Below are 16,671 nucleotides of genomic sequence, written 5' to 3'. Positions count from 1 at the left end.
CTAAAACTATTTACAATGAAATATATCCTGCAAAATAAACGTATTTTTTTTATTGTTTTCTCTATAATAATTGGAGTAGATGTTTTTGTGAAATTAACTTTAGAGGCGTTTCCTTATCGATTTATTTCTAAGCCTTTAGTAATGCTTTCAATTTTATGTTTTTTTATTTACAATAGAAATAAAAGGGTGAAGAATGTTGTTTTTTTAATTGGAATACTATGTTTTTTAATTGGAGATTTTTTTTTAATAGATGATTCAAATAAATTATTTTTTTTATTGGGAATGTTATTTTTTATAGCAGGAAAGTTAATTTATATATATAAGTTTTCTACTAATAAAGAGTTTACTATTTTGAAATTATTGCCTTTATTAATTTTTAGTTTCATTTATATTATTTGCTTACTTCACTTTATATTTAACGGATTAGGGAGTTTTACAATTCCTGTATTACTGTATTACTTCGTTTCTCAAATTTTATTATTAATGGCTTATTTAAGGTTAGGATCTGTAAGTTCTAAAAGTTATTTATTAATTCTGTTTGGAGTGATTGCTTTTATTGTTTCTGAAACTATAGTAGCGCTTAGTATTTTTCATATTAAAATGAATTACCAAGATTCTGCAATAATGATATTTTATGGGCTTTCTCAATTTATGATAGTTTTAGGAATAGTCGATGAAGGAGAAGTTATTATGAATAATTAATGAATTGATATTTAGGTTTTTAATATGTTTTTTTATTAACAAATTGAAATTTTATATATTGTGACTATATACTTTTCCCAAATTGTATGAACTCGCTTTTTAAAAACCTACTATATTTTACACTATTGTATTTTGCAATCTTTGTTTTAGATACTGTAGTTAAAGTCAATTTAACGCCTACTCGCCTTAGATATATTACTAAATCTAGTTTAATAGTATTACTATTAATATTTTATGTTGTGAATCAAAATGAAGAGAGTAGAACCAAAGTATATTTAGTAGTAACTGCAATATGTTGCTTTATAATTGGAGATTTTTTCATAATTAATGGTGAGAATAAAACGCTATTGACTACTGGAGTTATCTTTTTTGCAATTGCAAAAATCTTGTATAGTGTTCGATTCTCTAACAATAACGATTTTAATATTTTAAAATTAATTCCTTTTTTGTTGTTTTGCTTTACATATATGAGTGTAGTAATGCTATTTATATATGATAATTTGGGAGATTACTTTTTACCTGTATTACTGTATTTGTTTATTGTAATGCTCACTGCTCAATTTGCATATTTAAGAAAGAATGCAGTAAATAATTCAAGTTATTGGTTCGTTTTAATTGGTATTATATTGTCTATGTTTTCAGATAGTATAAATCTTTTAAAAGAGTTTTATAATTTTGATATAGCATACAATAATTATACAATAATGTTTTTTTATGGAGCTTCTCAATATTTTATTTTAGTAGGTTTAGTAAAAGAGAATGTAGATATAAGTTTTCTTAAAAATAAATAGAAATTTTTATTGTTTTTTAAATACCTTATAGTGCTTTACTTTTTTATGCCACAACTAGTAATAGTTATTAAGATCTTAGTTTAAATATATAATTAATGAAATAAAAATACTTGGTAATCAAATTGTTGATTAACTTTGTTATTACACCTAGTAAGTCCTATCAAAACACGATGCAAGTTATTTTTAAAAACAAAACCTTTTTTACGACTCTGTTTTTTGCAATATTGTTGCTTGACATTTTTGTTAAATTAAATTTAGAAGCAATACCATTTAGGTTTATTACTAAGCCAATAATTGTAGGGTCTTTAATAATTTATTATTTACTAAATAACCAAGAAGAACATAGGCGACGTTTTATTTATATGTGTATTGCGCTCTCAAGTTTTTTAATAGGTGATATATTATTAATCTTTTATGAGATTACAAATGCATATATAATTGGCATTTTGTTATTTATAATTGGAAAGTTGTTTTATGCATTTAGATTTTCTAATGAAAAAGATTTTAATCTAACTAGTCTTATGCCATATTTTATTATTTGTTTTATATATATGGTTTTAATTATGCTTCTAGTAATAGACAATTTAGGAGACTTTTTTATTCCAGCTATGGTATATTTATTTGCTTCTTTAATAGTGATTTTATTTGCTTTCTTAAGAAAAAATGAGGTGATTAAAAGTAGTTATTTATTAGTTATAGCTGGTGTTTTTACGGCAGTAGTGTCAGACAGTATAAGTTTAATACAATCTTTCTATTATGAAAACTTTCCGTTTCATGAAATATTAATAATGTTAGTATATGGTATTTCTCAGTATTTAATAGTAATGGGTATAACAAACGAAAGAAAAATAAAAGAAGAGTCTATTCTTTTTTAACAGATTTTAGTTCTAGAAGGTTTGTTGGGTTGTTACCTAAACCTGAAATGTTTTTTCTTTTAAATCTAATAACTTCATCATAATACATAGGTACTATAGGTGTTTCATTAATAACAAGGCTGTCCATCTTGGCATACAGTTCTTCTCTTTTTTTAATGTTTGTTTCTACAAATGATTGTTCATACCAGTTATCAAACTGTTCGTTTTTAAAGTGCGTATAATTTGGCCCATTAGGAGCGAAATTTTTACTGTAAAATAGAGATAGATAATTTTGTGCATCTGGATAGTCTGCTACCCAACTCGCTCTAAAAAAATCTAGTTTACCATTAGCTTTTGCACTTTTTAATGTAGAAGCAGGTATGACATCAACATTAACATTTAAATTCACTTTTTGTAGTTCCCTTTGTATGTATTCACAAAAATTCAAATAATTACTAGTTGTAGTAATTGTTATTTCTGGAGAGTTATTACCAGTTTCTGTTTTAAATTGAGAAATTAGTAATTTAGCTTTTTCTGGATTATAATTAAACCCAATAGTACTATTAAAACCTGGTAAACCTTTAGGTATAAATCCACCATTGGCAGGAATTCCAATACCGTTTCGTAGATAAGTCATCATTTTTTTTCTGTCGAAACCATAATTTACAGCCTGTCTTAATAGTTTTGATTGTATTTCGTTTAGGTTAGTATCCATATAAAACGCAAGATATTCTGTATTTAAATATGGACCGCGAATAACATCTATATCCTGAACATACTTGTCTCTTAATTGTCCTTGAGAAGTTAAAATGTCATCTTGGTACGAAGCGTCTAAAGAATTTAAAAAATCTAAATTACCTTGTATAAATTGTAAAAATTCACTCTGTTTGTCTGGTAAAAAAGTAATTGCTACAGCTTCTAAATAAGGTAGTTTTTTGCCCTTGTCATCAGTTTCAAAATAATTATTATGTCGTCTAAATACTAGTTTTATATTTTCTTCCCAACGCTTAAGTTTAAAAGGACCAGTACCAATAGCGTTAGATCTAAAATCACTACCATAATGTTCTACAATTTCTTTAGGAACAACAGAGCAATATTTCATGGTTAGTAGTCCTAAAAAAGCAGGAAATGGTTGTGTTAGCTTTATTTTGAAAGTATCATTATTTTCTGCAGAAAAACTCTCGACCATATCCATAACCCAACGGCCAGGAGAAGCCACCTTTTTATCTATTAAACGATTAAAACTATATTCAAAATCTGAAGCATTTACAATTCTTGTAGAGTCTTTACCAAATAAATGATGTTTATGAAAATAAACATCATTTCTAAGGTTAAATGTATAAGTGAGTGCATCTTCAGAAACGCTATAACTTTTAGCAATTGATGGTTGTACATTTAAGTTCTCATCCATTTGTAGTAAACCGTTAAAAAGTTGGTTTACTGCCCATATATCTGCGTTATCTTTTGCAAATGCCGGATCTAAAGATCCTATATTTTTATGTTCATTGTATCTAAAAACTTGCCGATTTTGGTTTGAATTGTTATCATTTCCGCAAGCAAAAAGTAAAAAAAATAGACAAGCTATTGAAAAATAGTATTTTATAAGTAGATGTTGGCTGTTTTTCAATTTTATCATTCTATAATTTAGTTGTAAATTTGCGCTTCCAAAAAAGAAGATCGAGTCACTGTAAATATAAGAGATTTCTATCTGCACGAAAATGATAAAACTATAAAATGAATAAAAAAGTTGCCTTTTATACTTTAGGTTGTAAACTAAATTTTTCTGAAACTTCTACTATAGCAAGGAGTTTTAAAAATGAAGGTTTTACTCGTGTAGATTTTTCTGAAATGGCAGATATTTATGTTATTAACACCTGTTCTGTAACAGAAAATGCAGATAAACGTTTTAAAACGATAGTAAAACAAGCGCAAAAAGTAAATACGGAAGCTTTTGTTGTAGCAGTAGGTTGTTATGCTCAATTAAAACCTCAAGAATTAGCAGATGTTAATGGAGTAGATTTAGTACTTGGAGCAACAGAGAAATTTAAGATTACAGACTATTTAAACGATTTAACTAAAAATGATTTTGGCGAGGTACATTCATGCGATATTAATGATGCCGATTTTTATGTTGGTAGTTATTCAATAGGAGATAGAACACGTGCTTTTTTAAAGGTACAAGATGGATGTGATTATAAATGTACATATTGTACTATTCCTTTAGCTAGAGGCATTTCTAGAAGTGATGAATTGGAAAATGTACTAAAAAATGCAAAAGAAATTTCAGAAAAGGGTATTAAAGAAATTGTATTAACTGGCGTTAATATTGGAGATTATGGTAAAGGAGAATTTGGAAACAAAAAGCATGAGCATACGTTTTATGAACTAGTACAGGCTTTAGATAATGTTGAAGGTATTGAACGTCTTAGAATTTCTTCTATAGAGCCAAATTTATTAAAAAATGAGACGATAGATTTTGTTGCTAATAGTAGAACATTTGTGCCCCATTTTCATATTCCTTTACAGAGTGGAAATAATGAAATTCTTAAACTAATGCGACGTCGATACATGACAGAATTATATATAGATCGTGTTAATAAGATAAAAGAGGTCATGCCACATGCTTGTATAGGTGTAGATGTGATTGTAGGCTTTCCAGGAGAAACAGAAACCCATTTTTTAGAAACCTACAACTTTTTAAATACTCTTGATATTTCTTATTTACATGTTTTTACTTATTCTGAAAGAGAGAATACTGTAGCTGCAAGTATGGCAAACGTTGTACCTAAAAATATTAGAGCAAAACGTAGTAAAATGCTAAGAGGTTTAAGCGTAAAAAAACGCCGCGCATTTTATGAAAAACAAATAGGTTCTTCAAGAACAGTATTATTTGAGAGCGAAAATAAAGAAGGTTATATTCATGGTTTTACAGAAAACTATGTAAAAGTTAAAGCTCCATGGGATCCAGAATTAGTAAATACACTACATCAAGTAGAACTTTCTAAAATTGATGAAGATGGTATAGTACGTTTCGAATTTGTAAATGTAAGTGTATAAAAAAAGCTGAAATTTTAATTTCAACTTTCTTTATTTTTTACAGTTAATAGCTAATGTAATTATATTCTTAAACCTACAGGTAATAATTTTTTGTATTGCCTATTTCGTCTTATAAACTTAGCAATTTCAGGACTTGTTGGTACTATACTCTTATTCATATCTTCAATATGAGTAAAAACTAATTTTAAAAAATCTTCAGTGAAATTTTCATCTTTAATACCTTCTGGAATAATAAGTTTTGTTAAGAAAATTTTGCGTTCTTGTAGAGAATATTCAATCTTAGCAAAATGATTTTCATTTTTTAATTCAAATTGACGTAAAAACTCATTGTCAACTAACTCTGCAGCATCAATCATATAAATTATAATTTTTAATTATTTTTAGGGATTCAAAAATAGTGCCAACTATTTTTTAGCTTTACACTTTGCAAAAGTACAAAAAAATATCATGATGACCTTTAATTTTTCTGTTAAATACTTATGAATCAAGAGATAATACATGTTTATTTAATGCCAGGTATGGCGGCGAACCCATCCATTTTTGATAATCTTTTGCTACCAAACAATCAATTCCAATTACACAAGTTGCATTGGGAAATACCAGTAAAACAAGAATCAATAAGCGATTATGCGCTTAGAATGACTAAAAAGATAAAGCATGATAACGTTGTATTATTAGGTGTCTCTTTTGGTGGTATTTTGGTTCAAGAAATGAGTAAGCATATTAAGTTAAGAAAACTAATAGTAGTTTCTAGTGTTAAAACAAAAGACGAATTACCTAAACGGTTTAAAATTTTAAAGGCTACAAAAGCATATAAGTTATTACCAACTCAATTAGCGAGTAATCTAGATTTATTAGCAAAATTTGCATTTGGAGATCTAATAAAAAAAAGAATAGAGTTATACAAAAAATATTTATCAGTCAACGATAAATATTATTTAGATTGGTCTATAGAACAAATTATAAACTGGGAACAAAAGGAAGCTATACCAGAGTCAATTCATATCCATGGTGAAAAGGATATTGTTTTTCCTCACCATTGCGTCAATGGTTGTATTACTATAAAAGGAGGTACACATATTATGATAATTGATAGGTATAAATGGTTCAATGAAAATTTACCAAAATTAATTTTAGAATAAATAGAACGACATTCCGATAAATTATTTATAATTTTATAAAAAACGAAATGATGATGAAACTATTACAGAAAAGCTTGATGTTTGTGGGGTTAGTGTGTTTAGCAGCACTTTTTATAAATGCTTTTCAAGATGCGCCAACCGATGAAAATTTAGAAAAGAAAATAATTAACGATTATAATGTATATGCATTGCAAGTGCCTGATTATTTAGATTTTGCTGGAGAGCAAGTCCCGCTTTCTAATCCCGATATATTAGAACGAATGGATAAAGAATTATTAGTAAATACTTATTGGCAATCTAATGGCTTGTTAATGTTTAAAAGAGCTCAAAAGTATTTTCCAATTATAGAACCAATTCTAGCAAAACATGGTATTCCAGATGATTTTAAATATTTAGCAGTTATAGAAAGTGGGTTAACAAATGCGAAATCACCTGCTGGAGCAAGTGGTTTTTGGCAAATAATGAAAGCTACAGGACGAGAACATGGATTAGAAGTTAATGGAAATGTAGATGAACGTTATAATTTAGAAAAGGCAACAGAAGTAGCTTGTAAATATTTAAATAAATCAAAATCCCGTTTAGGAACCTGGACTTTAGCAGCAGCAGCATATAACGCAGGGAATTATGGTATTTCTAAGCGTTTAAAAGCTCAAAAAGTAAATACTTATTACGACTTATTGTTAGGGGAAGAAACAGGTAGATATGTGTTTAGAATTATTGCATTAAAAGAGATCCTGTCTAACCCTAATAAATATGGTTTTAATTTTAGAGATAAAGATTTGTATTCTGAAATCCCAACCTATAAAGTAGCCGTAGATACCGCAGTAAAAGATTTTGCTCAATTTGCTAAAGGTTTTGGTATTAATTATAAAATTTTAAAATTGCATAACCCTTGGTTAAGGCAAAACGTACTAAATAATAAATCAAGAAAAGAATATTATATAGAGATCCCAAGAGAAGGATATTATACAGCTCCTTAAGGTTTACTTAACCATACTTAGATAATGTTCTACACAATATTTTACTTCTAACAATTGAAAACTAAAATGGATTTATCGATTATAATTATACTAATAATTGTAGGATTATTAGCAGGTGTTTTTAGTGGAATGTTTGGCGTTGGTGGTGGTGTTATAATGGTTCCTTTAATGATATTTGCCTTAGGCTATACACAGCATGAAGCTCAAGGTACAAGTCTTGCCGTTTTAGCAGTTCCTGTTACTTTTTTAGCAGCTTATACTTATCATAAAACAGGCGAAAACCCTATTAATTTTAAGTACGCATTAATTATAGCATCATGTTTTGTTTTAGGAGGTTATTTTGGTACTAAAATAGCAATTTCAATTAATGAAACGCTATTAAGAAAAGTGTTTAGTATACTTTTAGTTTTAGTGGCAATAAAGATGTTTTTTAGTAAGTAGAAAAAATAATCATAAATAAAAAAGAGACTTATAATTAAGTCTCTTTTTTATTTATGATTATTTAAATCTAATATTATCTTCGAGAAGCACGACGTTGTGCACGCATAGATCCACCTTGGCCAAAATGTTGGTTTGGAGCTCCTTGAGCACGTTTCATGTTTGCTTTCATTTCTTTAATTTGATCTTTAAGCATACCTTGTTTATCTAACTTTTGGGCTTCATTAATTAAAATGCTAGCTTCTTGTTTTCTACGTTTAGAAAAAGCAATACCGGCCAAATTTAATTTTGCCATTGCTAAATCTTGATCCATACTTAAACCAAGAGTTACAGCTTTTTTAAAGAATTTTTCGGCTGCATTAAGATCCGTTTGAGATACCATAATGCCTTGTAAATAGTTAAAGTAACCTTGTTGTTTTGTAACTAATGCCGCTTCTGGGTTTTTAATTCTATTTAACCATTTCTGTGCTCCAGGAAAATCTTGCTTTCTTAATCTTAAAAAAGCCAACAATATGAATTCGTTTTTAAAGTATAAAAACACAAATATTAATGCTAAAAAAATTAGCATAATACCATTACCAATACCACCTTCAGTGAATTGCCATATTGCTCCGGCTAAAATTAAACCTGCGATTATTAATTTGAATATTTTATTGTACATTTTTATTTAGTTTTATTAATTCTGAAAAGCGCTAAGTAACTATTAAGCGTTTTTTTATTATTTTAGACTGCAAAGAAAATCATTTTTTCTGAAATATATAGCTACATAAACTGCTTTTATACTTCTGTTTAAGCTTATTTTAAGCCAAAACACTTGGGTTTTAAGCATTAAATAATTTAGAATAAAATATTTTCAAAATAAGGTTTGTGAAATAAAAAAGTCGTTGTATATTTGCGCTCAGTTTTAGGTAAAGACTAGAACTAAGTTAAATAAATACTATTCAGATTTTAAAAACATAAGACAATGCCAAAAAGAACGTTTCAACCATCAAAAAGAAAGAGAAGAAATAAACATGGTTTTAGAGAAAGAATGGCTTCTGCTAATGGTAGAAAAGTATTAGCTCGTAGAAGAGCTAAAGGAAGAAAGAAATTATCTGTTTCATCTGAAACTAGACATAAAAAATAATGATTAACAATTGTTAATATTTAAAAGGCGTTACTTAGGTGTAACGCCTTTTTTTGTATCTAATAATAACTATTTTTGCACACACAATCATAACTATTAAAATGCCAAAAAATCCAAAATTAAAATCGATACTTATTATAGGTTCAGGACCTATTGTTATTGGGCAAGCTTGCGAATTTGACTATTCAGGAACACAAGCATTAAGATCCTTAAGAGAAGATGGAATTGAAACTATCTTAATCAATTCTAATCCAGCAACAATTATGACAGATCCATCTATGGCGGATCATGTTTATTTGTTACCATTAAATTCAAAATCAATAATTAAAATATTAAAAGAACATCCTCAAATTGATGCTGTTTTACCAACAATGGGTGGGCAAACGGCATTAAATTTATGTATTGAAGTAGATGAAAAAGGAATCTGGGATGATTTTGGAGTAGAGATTATTGGTGTAGATATTGATGCTATTAATATTACAGAAGATAGAGAGAAATTTAGAGAATTGATGTTAAAAATTGGAGTGCCAATGGCGCCACAAGCTACAGCAACATCATATTTAAAAGGTAAAGAAATTGCTCAAGAGTTTGGGTTTCCTTTAATTATTAGAGCCTCTTTTACATTGGGTGGAGCAGGAGCTTCATTTGTTCATAGGGAAGAAGATTTTGATGAGTTATTAACACGTGGATTAGAAATTTCTCCTATCCATGAAGTTATGATTGATAAAGCTTTAATTGGTTGGAAAGAGTATGAGTTAGAGCTTTTGAGAGATGCTAATGATAATGTTGTAATAATATGTTCTATTGAAAATATGGATCCAATAGGAATTCATACTGGAGATTCTATAACCGTTGCACCAGCTATGACATTGAGTGATACGACCTATCAAAAAATGAGAGATATGGCGATACACATGATGCGAAGCATTGGTGATTTTGCCGGAGGCTGTAACGTACAATTTGCTGTAAGTCCAGATGAAAATGAAGATATTATTGCAATTGAAATTAATCCAAGAGTATCTCGTTCATCGGCATTAGCAAGTAAAGCAACAGGGTATCCTATTGCAAAAATTGCTGCGAAATTGGCTATGGGTTACCATTTAGATGAATTAAGTAATCAAATAACTCAATCTACTTCTGCATTATTTGAACCTACATTAGATTATGTAATTGTAAAAATACCACGTTGGAATTTTGATAAGTTTGAAGGTTCAGACAGAACTTTAGGGCTTCAAATGAAATCTGTAGGAGAAGTAATGGGAATTGGACGTTCGTTTCAAGAAGCATTGCATAAAGCAACTCAGTCATTAGAGATTAAGCGTAATGGTTTAGGAGCAGATGGTAAAGGCTATAAAAATTATGACCAAATTATAGATAAATTAACACATGCAAGTTGGGATCGCGTATTTGTAATTTACGATGCTATACAAATGGGAATTCCATTAAGTCGTATTCACGAAATCACAAAAATTGATATGTGGTTTTTAAAACAATATGAAGAGTTATATCTTTTAGAAAAAGAGATCTCTACATTTGAAATTGATTCTATTCAAAAAGACTTATTACTTGAAGCAAAGCAAAAAGGATATGGAGATAGACAAATAGCTCATATGTTAGGCTGTTTAGAAAGTCAAGTATATAATAAAAGAGAAGAATTAGGAATAAATCGTGTTTATAAATTAGTAGATACTTGTGCAGCAGAATTTGAAGCAAAAACACCTTATTATTACTCAACATTCGAAAATGATGTAGAAACTCCAGATGGCAAGCGTTATGCAGATAACGAAAGTGTTGTTACAGATAAGAAAAAGGTAATTGTTTTAGGTTCTGGCCCAAATAGAATAGGTCAAGGTATTGAATTTGATTATTGCTGTGTTCATGGTGTTTTAGCAGCAGCCGAATGTGGTTATGAAACGATTATGATTAATTGTAACCCAGAAACGGTTTCAACCGATTTTGATACTGCAGATAAATTATATTTCGAACCTGTATTCTGGGAACATATTTATGACATCATTAAACATGAAAAACCAGAAGGCGTTATTGTACAATTAGGTGGACAAACAGCTTTAAAATTAGCTGAAAAACTAGAACGTTATGGTGTTAAAATTTTAGGATCAAGCTTTAAATCTTTAGATTTAGCAGAAGATCGCGGTAGTTTTTCAACATTATTACAAGAAAATAATATTCCTTATCCTGAGTTTGATGTAGCAGAAACTGCAGAACAAGCATTGGCAATAGCAGATGTATTAGACTTTCCAATATTAGTACGTCCATCTTATGTTTTAGGAGGTCAAGGCATGAAAATTGTTATTAATAAACAGGAACTAGAAGAGCATGTAGTTGATTTATTGCGCAGTATTCCTGGTAATAAATTACTTTTAGATCACTATTTAGATGGCGCTATTGAAGCAGAAGCAGATGCTATTTGTGATGGGGAGAATGTATACATCATTGGGATAATGGAACATATTGAACCTTGTGGTATCCACTCGGGAGATAGTAATGCTACGTTGCCTCCTTTTAACTTAGGTAATTTAGTAATGCAACAAATAAAAGACCATACTAAAAAAATAGCATTAGCTTTAAATACAGTAGGTTTGATTAATATTCAATTTGCTGTAAAGGATGATATGGTATATATTATTGAAGCTAATCCTAGAGCATCAAGAACTGTTCCTTTTATAGCTAAAGCCTACGGAGAACCTTATGTTAATTATGCTACAAAAGTAATGCTAGGAGATAAAAAAGTAACGGACTTTAATTTTAATCCAAAATTAGATGGTTATGCTATAAAACAACCAGTATTTTCTTTTAATAAGTTCCATAATGTAAATAAACAATTAGGGCCAGAAATGAAAAGTACTGGTGAAAGTATATTATTTATTGATGATTTAAAAGATGATGAGTTTTATAATTTATATTCAAGACGTAAAATGTATTTGAGTAAATAAAATCTTATTGATTTTATATAATAATAAAACTATAGAAAATTAAATTTTCTATAGTTTTGTTATTTAAAGGAATGATTTAAATAGATTAAATCAATACTATATACCAAAATATTAAAAACAAATAGTAAGTGGATTATATTTTAGGAATTTCGGCTTTTTATCATGACTCTGCTGCTTGTTTAATTAAAGAAGGTGAAGTTATAGCAGCAGTACAAGAAGAACGATTTTCAAGAATAAAACATGATCCTTCTTTTCCAATTAAAGCCATTAATTTTTGTTTAAAGCAAGCTGAAATCGATATTTCTGCAGTTACGTTGGTAGTATTTTACGAAAAACCTTTCGTTAAGTTTGATCGTATTATTAATACACTACAAAACCAAGCACCTACTACATTTAATTTGTTTAGAAAGACCCTAATGTCATGGTTAAAAAGTAAACTGTGGGTTTCAAGTGAGATTACAAAAGAGTTAAATTATAAAGGAGAAATTATTTACAGTGAACATCATGAAGCTCATGCTGCAGGAAGTTTTTTTACATCGCCTTTTAAAGAAGCAGTTATTGTTACTATTGATGGCGTTGGAGAAAAAGCCTGTACAACTATAGCTATTGGAAAAGATAATAAGATAGATCTTATAAAAGAACAGCATTATCCACATTCTTTAGGATTACTATATTCTGCTTTTACTCAATATTGTGGTTTTAGGGTTAATTCTGGTGAATATAAATTAATGGGATTAGCGCCTTATGGTAAACCTATATACAAACAACTTATTTTAGATAATATAGTTAGCTATGATGATTCTGGTTTAGTAGTATTAAACTTAGATTGTTTTTCTTTTGAAAAAGGAAAATCAACAATAAATTCAACGTTTTGTAACGTTTTTGGAAAGAAACAAAGAGCTTTAGAGGATAAGATGGACGATTTCTATTGTAATATTGCTAGCTCGATTCAATCCGTTATTGAAGATATTATTATTTCTATACTAACTTATGCTAAATCTATAACTGGTTTAAATAATTTGTGCCTTTCTGGAGGTGTAGCATTAAATTGTAAAGCTAATGGAGAGATTCTGGGAGAGAGAATATTTGATGAAGTATGGGTTCAACCTGGTTCTGGTGACTCTGGTTGTGCTTTAGGGGCTGCATTTATTGGCTGGAATCATTATTTAAAAAAAGATAGAGTGTATTTAAAAAACACTCTAAATAATCAAATATATTTAGGGCCTTCATATAACAATACTCTAATAGAACAGTATTTAAAGACTTATAATTTAATTTATAAGAAATTGGATGATAAGACACTTTGTGATACGGTTTCTTTAGCGCTACAGAATAAAAAAATTATTGGATGGTTTCAAGGTGAAATGGAGTTTGGTCCCAGAGCTTTAGGACATAGAAGTATATTAGCTAGTCCATTATTTGAAGATATGAAGAAGCATGTTAATTTAAATATTAAGTTTAGGGAAGGCTTTAGACCATTTGCACCTATTGTTCTTGAAGAAGATTGTAATGAATGGTTTGATATGAAAGGCAGTATTTCTAAATACATGTTGTTTACATTTAAAAGTGATAAAAAAAATAAAATACCTTCTTGCATACATGAGGATAATACAGCAAGGGTTCAAACATTAAATAGAGGAGAAAACCCTTTATTACATCAATTAATGACTAACTTTAAAGCAAGAACAGATTGCCCTATTTTAATAAATACATCATTTAATGTAAGAGGTGAACCAATTGTAGAATCACCATTAGATGCTTTAAAGTGTTTCTTTCATACAAAAATGGATGTCTTGGTTTTAGGTAATTTTATTTTAACAAAATTAGATAATTCGACTGTAGATAAAAGATTAACTATAAATTTAAGTTATGAATTGGATTAAATCTATTTTAGAAAAAGTTTTACAATCTAGTCGCCAACCCAAAAAGCAAAAGGAGTTTGGTTATTTATTGTTGGTCGTTCTTGTAATCGTTTTTGGTGTTTCTATATATAAAAATGGTATTGTATTAAATCAATCGCAAATTATAATTATTACAGCGTTCTTTTTGATCTTATTTATCACTTTTACTATCCGACGTATTTTATTACCTTTCTTGATTATATGGCTATTAATAGGTGAATTATTAGGGGTTATTTCAAGTTTTTTAATTATGGGAGCTGTTTATTTTGTGCTTTTTTCTCCAATATCTCTTATCTTAAGGCTTTCTAGAAAAGACAAGCCGTATAAACCAGAATGGAAAACAGTTACAAGGAAAATAGATTATAAAAAATTAAGTTAGTTATGAGTAAGTATCAAACCATAAAACAATTAGGTGTTTTTTTAATAGAACAAAAAAAGTTTTGGCTAATACCTATCATTATTGTTTTAGTACTATTAACAGCATTAGTTCTTTTTACTGAGAATTCAGTAATAGCTCCATTTGTTTATACCTTGTTTTAATTAACAAATGCTGTTTTTAAAAAGAATTTGCAAACTACTATTTAAATGTTCAATTATAATTCTTGTAACATTATTTTTATTTGAAATATGTTATCGTTATAATGTAATAGACTTCTATAAAATTCAAAGTGAAGGTTTAAATACAAAAAAAGAACTAGAAAATAATAACGTAGATTTAATGGTTTTTGGAGATTCTTTTTCTGCGACATCCAAAGCGATTAATTATTTAGATATGCTACGAGAAAGTTCTAATAATTTTTCGATAGTAAATTATAGTGTTCCGGGATTTGGTATTAAACAAGTCAATACATTTGCCCTAAAAAAAATAAAAAAACAGAAGCCCAAAGCTATTCTATATCAAGTATATGTTGGTAACGACTTAATAGATGTTAATCATTTATGGGATTTAGAGAAATTTTCTATAGCAAGGAATTTATATTGGGAAGCTTCAGATCATTTTTTAAGTTTAGGGTATTTAAACCAGCGTTTATCGTTTCTTAATGTTAAAAAAGATTTTAGATTAAAAGGTATGGTTAAAAACGAATTTGATGCGAATCTTTATGACATTCGTACTAAACGTTTTTTACAATATGATGCTTCTTATTTAGATAATGTATTATTATTAAAAGGGGATTTCAAAAAACGTTACTTGTCTTGGTTAGAACATATGCAAGATTTTTTAGATGTTATCCCTAAAGATGTACAAGTATATTTATTGTGGATTCCCCATGCGGTACAAGTAAATGATTATTACTATGAAAACATGAAAACACTTGGGGCAATATTTGGAGACCAGAAAATTATTCAGCAAAATAATTATCCTTTTTTCTATAAAGCAGAAAAAGATTTAAGTAGCTATAAAAATGTTAGACATCTAAATCCGCTAACATTTTTTCAATCAAAAGATACAACGAATTCTAGATTATATTTTGCCAATGATCCACATATTAATTACGATGGGAATTATGCATTACATGCATTTTTACAAAATAAAATTCAATAATTAATCATTATTAAATTCATGGTCAGTAGTGTTTTTTATAGATAATTCAGGTTTTATATATTCAAAAATTCTTTTGGCAACTAATTGATTACCAAGTTCGCCTGTGTGGCAAAAATCGAAATAAATGGTTTGCTTAGCTGTATCAAATACATTGCTAATATCAACAAATGTATTATCTTTTATCATTAAGGAATCGTTACGAACTCTTTCATACGACAATCTGTATAAATTTTCATAATACTGTTGACTTTCGTAAGCTCCTTGTTCGTATTCACTAAGATTCTTTTTAGAATAGATATTTGGTTGCATAAAGTTGAATACTTTGAAATTATAATCATTTTCAAAACTCTTCGAAATTTTAACCAATCCAATATACGTATCTGCAATATCTATAGCTAATGTGTCTGAACGTGGACCGAGTTGTTTGTAGGCAGATTTAGTTAACAATTTACGTTGTAGGGTAGTGGTAAATCTATATAAATTGCTTGAATACACCATTAATGCAATCCGTTTTTTATAACTGTGTGCAATTTTGAATTCTTTGCGTCGATTGTATGCATTTGTTGGTGCTCCAGCTTCATTATTTTGATGGCCAGAGATGACTTCATTTACACCATCATAAAAAATGACAATATCAGGAATATTGTTTTTAATTAATTCATGTTGGAGTTGAATATTCTCAGTAGCTCTAGTATAACCATGGCAGCCAAAATTAGTGATTTCTACATTTTGATTAGGAAAAGAGGTGCGAATTAATTTTGATAACTCTGATGGAATTGTATGTTCATCTCGTGCGCCTGAACTGTACATAGTAGAACCGCCAAAACAGAATATTTTTAAAGCTGTTGCCGAATCTTTCAAGCTTGGATTGACTGTTTTTCGACGTCCATTTTCATAAATTGTATTGTGCTTTCCATTCATTGACTTAAAACGATAATGTAAATATGGTTCCCACATCATGTCTTGTTCACGAAGTTCTCTATGAATTTCTTTGATGGCTGTATCATCTAGGTCTGTACCATTATATATACCTGAAGCTATAATACGTTCTGTATTACCATCAATACCACTTTTATCGTGATAATTATAAAAAATACCTAATCCAATTTCTAAGAGAAGAAACGAAATAAACACATTTCGGAATAGTATATAGACAAATTTGAGTTTCTTTTTCAAAAGTATA

General features: G+C 28.6%; 17 protein-coding genes. 13 read left to right on the top strand and 4 right to left on the bottom strand.

Annotated elements, in window-relative coordinates:
• Positions 1-15: 15 nt before the first annotated feature.
• The 3 genes from Q0997_RS08895 (at position 16) to Q0997_RS08885 (ending at position 2,368) form a co-directional block, all read left to right on the top strand.
• Entirely contained in the window at positions 16-702 is a 687-nt protein-coding gene (locus Q0997_RS08895) for a lysoplasmalogenase (protein WP_299887587.1), read from the top strand.
• Between the two features lie 86 nt (positions 703-788).
• On the top strand, positions 789-1,493 hold the full coding sequence (locus tag Q0997_RS08890; RefSeq protein WP_299887584.1) for a lysoplasmalogenase: 705 nt from the start codon (positions 789-791) through the stop codon (positions 1,491-1,493).
• 170 nt (positions 1,494-1,663) lie between these two features.
• Positions 1,664-2,368, top strand: coding sequence for a lysoplasmalogenase family protein (locus Q0997_RS08885; protein ID WP_299887581.1), 705 nt, complete (start codon positions 1,664-1,666; stop codon positions 2,366-2,368).
• On the opposite strand, the gene Q0997_RS08880 is transcribed toward Q0997_RS08885, so the two are convergent.
• On the bottom strand, positions 2,355-3,983 hold the full coding sequence (locus Q0997_RS08880) for an ABC transporter substrate-binding protein (RefSeq protein ID WP_299887578.1): 1,629 nt from the start codon (positions 3,981-3,983) through the stop codon (positions 2,355-2,357). The two genes, Q0997_RS08885 and Q0997_RS08880, sit on opposite strands and share 14 nt — an antisense overlap.
• A 98-nt stretch (positions 3,984-4,081) precedes the next feature.
• Between Q0997_RS08880 and mtaB the strand changes: the two genes are divergently transcribed.
• Complete coding sequence (mtaB, locus tag Q0997_RS08875) at positions 4,082-5,404, top strand: tRNA (N(6)-L-threonylcarbamoyladenosine(37)-C(2))-methylthiotransferase MtaB (protein ID WP_299887576.1); 1,323 nt, start codon at positions 4,082-4,084, stop codon at positions 5,402-5,404.
• A 59-nt stretch (positions 5,405-5,463) separates the two neighbouring features.
• On the opposite strand, the gene Q0997_RS08870 is transcribed toward mtaB, so the two are convergent.
• A complete protein-coding gene (locus Q0997_RS08870) occupies positions 5,464-5,760 on the bottom strand; it encodes an N-acetyltransferase (protein ID WP_299887573.1) in 297 nt (98 codons plus the stop codon).
• Between the two features lie 123 nt (positions 5,761-5,883).
• On the opposite strand from Q0997_RS08870, the gene Q0997_RS08865 reads away from it, so the two are divergent.
• The 3 genes from Q0997_RS08865 (at position 5,884) to Q0997_RS08855 (ending at position 7,967) form a co-directional block, all read left to right on the top strand.
• Entirely contained in the window at positions 5,884-6,546 is a 663-nt protein-coding gene (locus Q0997_RS08865; RefSeq protein ID WP_299887570.1) for an alpha/beta hydrolase, read from the top strand.
• A 53-nt stretch (positions 6,547-6,599) separates the two neighbouring features.
• Positions 6,600-7,526, top strand: coding sequence for a lytic transglycosylase domain-containing protein (locus Q0997_RS08860; RefSeq protein WP_299887734.1), 927 nt, complete (start codon positions 6,600-6,602; stop codon positions 7,524-7,526).
• 66 nt (positions 7,527-7,592) lie between these two features.
• Positions 7,593-7,967, top strand: coding sequence for a sulfite exporter TauE/SafE family protein (locus tag Q0997_RS08855; RefSeq protein ID WP_299887731.1), 375 nt, complete (start codon positions 7,593-7,595; stop codon positions 7,965-7,967).
• Positions 7,968-8,040: 73 nt separating this feature from the next.
• On the opposite strand, the gene Q0997_RS08850 is transcribed toward Q0997_RS08855, so the two are convergent.
• Positions 8,041-8,625 (bottom strand): DUF2892 domain-containing protein, encoded by a 585-nt coding sequence (locus Q0997_RS08850; protein ID WP_299887567.1) that lies wholly within the window; start codon positions 8,623-8,625, stop codon positions 8,041-8,043.
• Between the two features lie 303 nt (positions 8,626-8,928).
• On the opposite strand from Q0997_RS08850, the gene rpmH reads away from it, so the two are divergent.
• The 6 genes from rpmH (at position 8,929) to Q0997_RS08820 (ending at position 15,488) form a co-directional block, all read left to right on the top strand.
• Positions 8,929-9,090: a 50S ribosomal protein L34 gene (rpmH, locus tag Q0997_RS08845; RefSeq protein ID WP_013870629.1), complete on the top strand. Its 162-nt coding sequence runs from the start codon at positions 8,929-8,931 to the stop codon at positions 9,088-9,090.
• Positions 9,091-9,191: 101 nt separating this feature from the next.
• Positions 9,192-12,044: a carbamoyl-phosphate synthase large subunit gene (gene carB / locus Q0997_RS08840; protein ID WP_299887563.1), complete on the top strand. Its 2,853-nt coding sequence runs from the start codon at positions 9,192-9,194 to the stop codon at positions 12,042-12,044.
• Positions 12,045-12,172: 128 nt separating this feature from the next.
• A complete protein-coding gene (locus Q0997_RS08835) occupies positions 12,173-13,927 on the top strand; it encodes a carbamoyltransferase (protein ID WP_299887561.1) in 1,755 nt (584 codons plus the stop codon).
• Positions 13,914-14,324: an SxtJ family membrane protein gene (locus tag Q0997_RS08830; RefSeq protein ID WP_299887558.1), complete on the top strand. Its 411-nt coding sequence runs from the start codon at positions 13,914-13,916 to the stop codon at positions 14,322-14,324. The genes Q0997_RS08835 and Q0997_RS08830 overlap by 14 nt, the downstream gene beginning before the upstream one ends.
• Before the next feature lie 2 nt (positions 14,325-14,326).
• Positions 14,327-14,485 (top strand): DUF5989 family protein, encoded by a 159-nt coding sequence (locus Q0997_RS08825; protein ID WP_299887555.1) that lies wholly within the window; start codon positions 14,327-14,329, stop codon positions 14,483-14,485.
• A gap of 7 nt (positions 14,486-14,492) precedes the next feature.
• On the top strand, positions 14,493-15,488 hold the full coding sequence (locus tag Q0997_RS08820; protein WP_299887552.1) for a hypothetical protein: 996 nt from the start codon (positions 14,493-14,495) through the stop codon (positions 15,486-15,488).
• Here the strand turns inward: Q0997_RS08820 and Q0997_RS08815 are convergent, their stop codons facing one another.
• Positions 15,489-16,664: an SGNH/GDSL hydrolase family protein gene (locus Q0997_RS08815; RefSeq protein WP_299887550.1), complete on the bottom strand. Its 1,176-nt coding sequence runs from the start codon at positions 16,662-16,664 to the stop codon at positions 15,489-15,491.
• Positions 16,665-16,671 lie beyond the last annotated feature (7 nt).

Origin of the sequence: uncultured Lacinutrix sp. (assembly GCF_947500325.1) — a bacterium.
GTDB lineage: Bacteria > Bacteroidota > Bacteroidia > Flavobacteriales > Flavobacteriaceae > Lacinutrix.
This window is presented reverse-complemented; position numbering and strand designations above follow the sequence as displayed.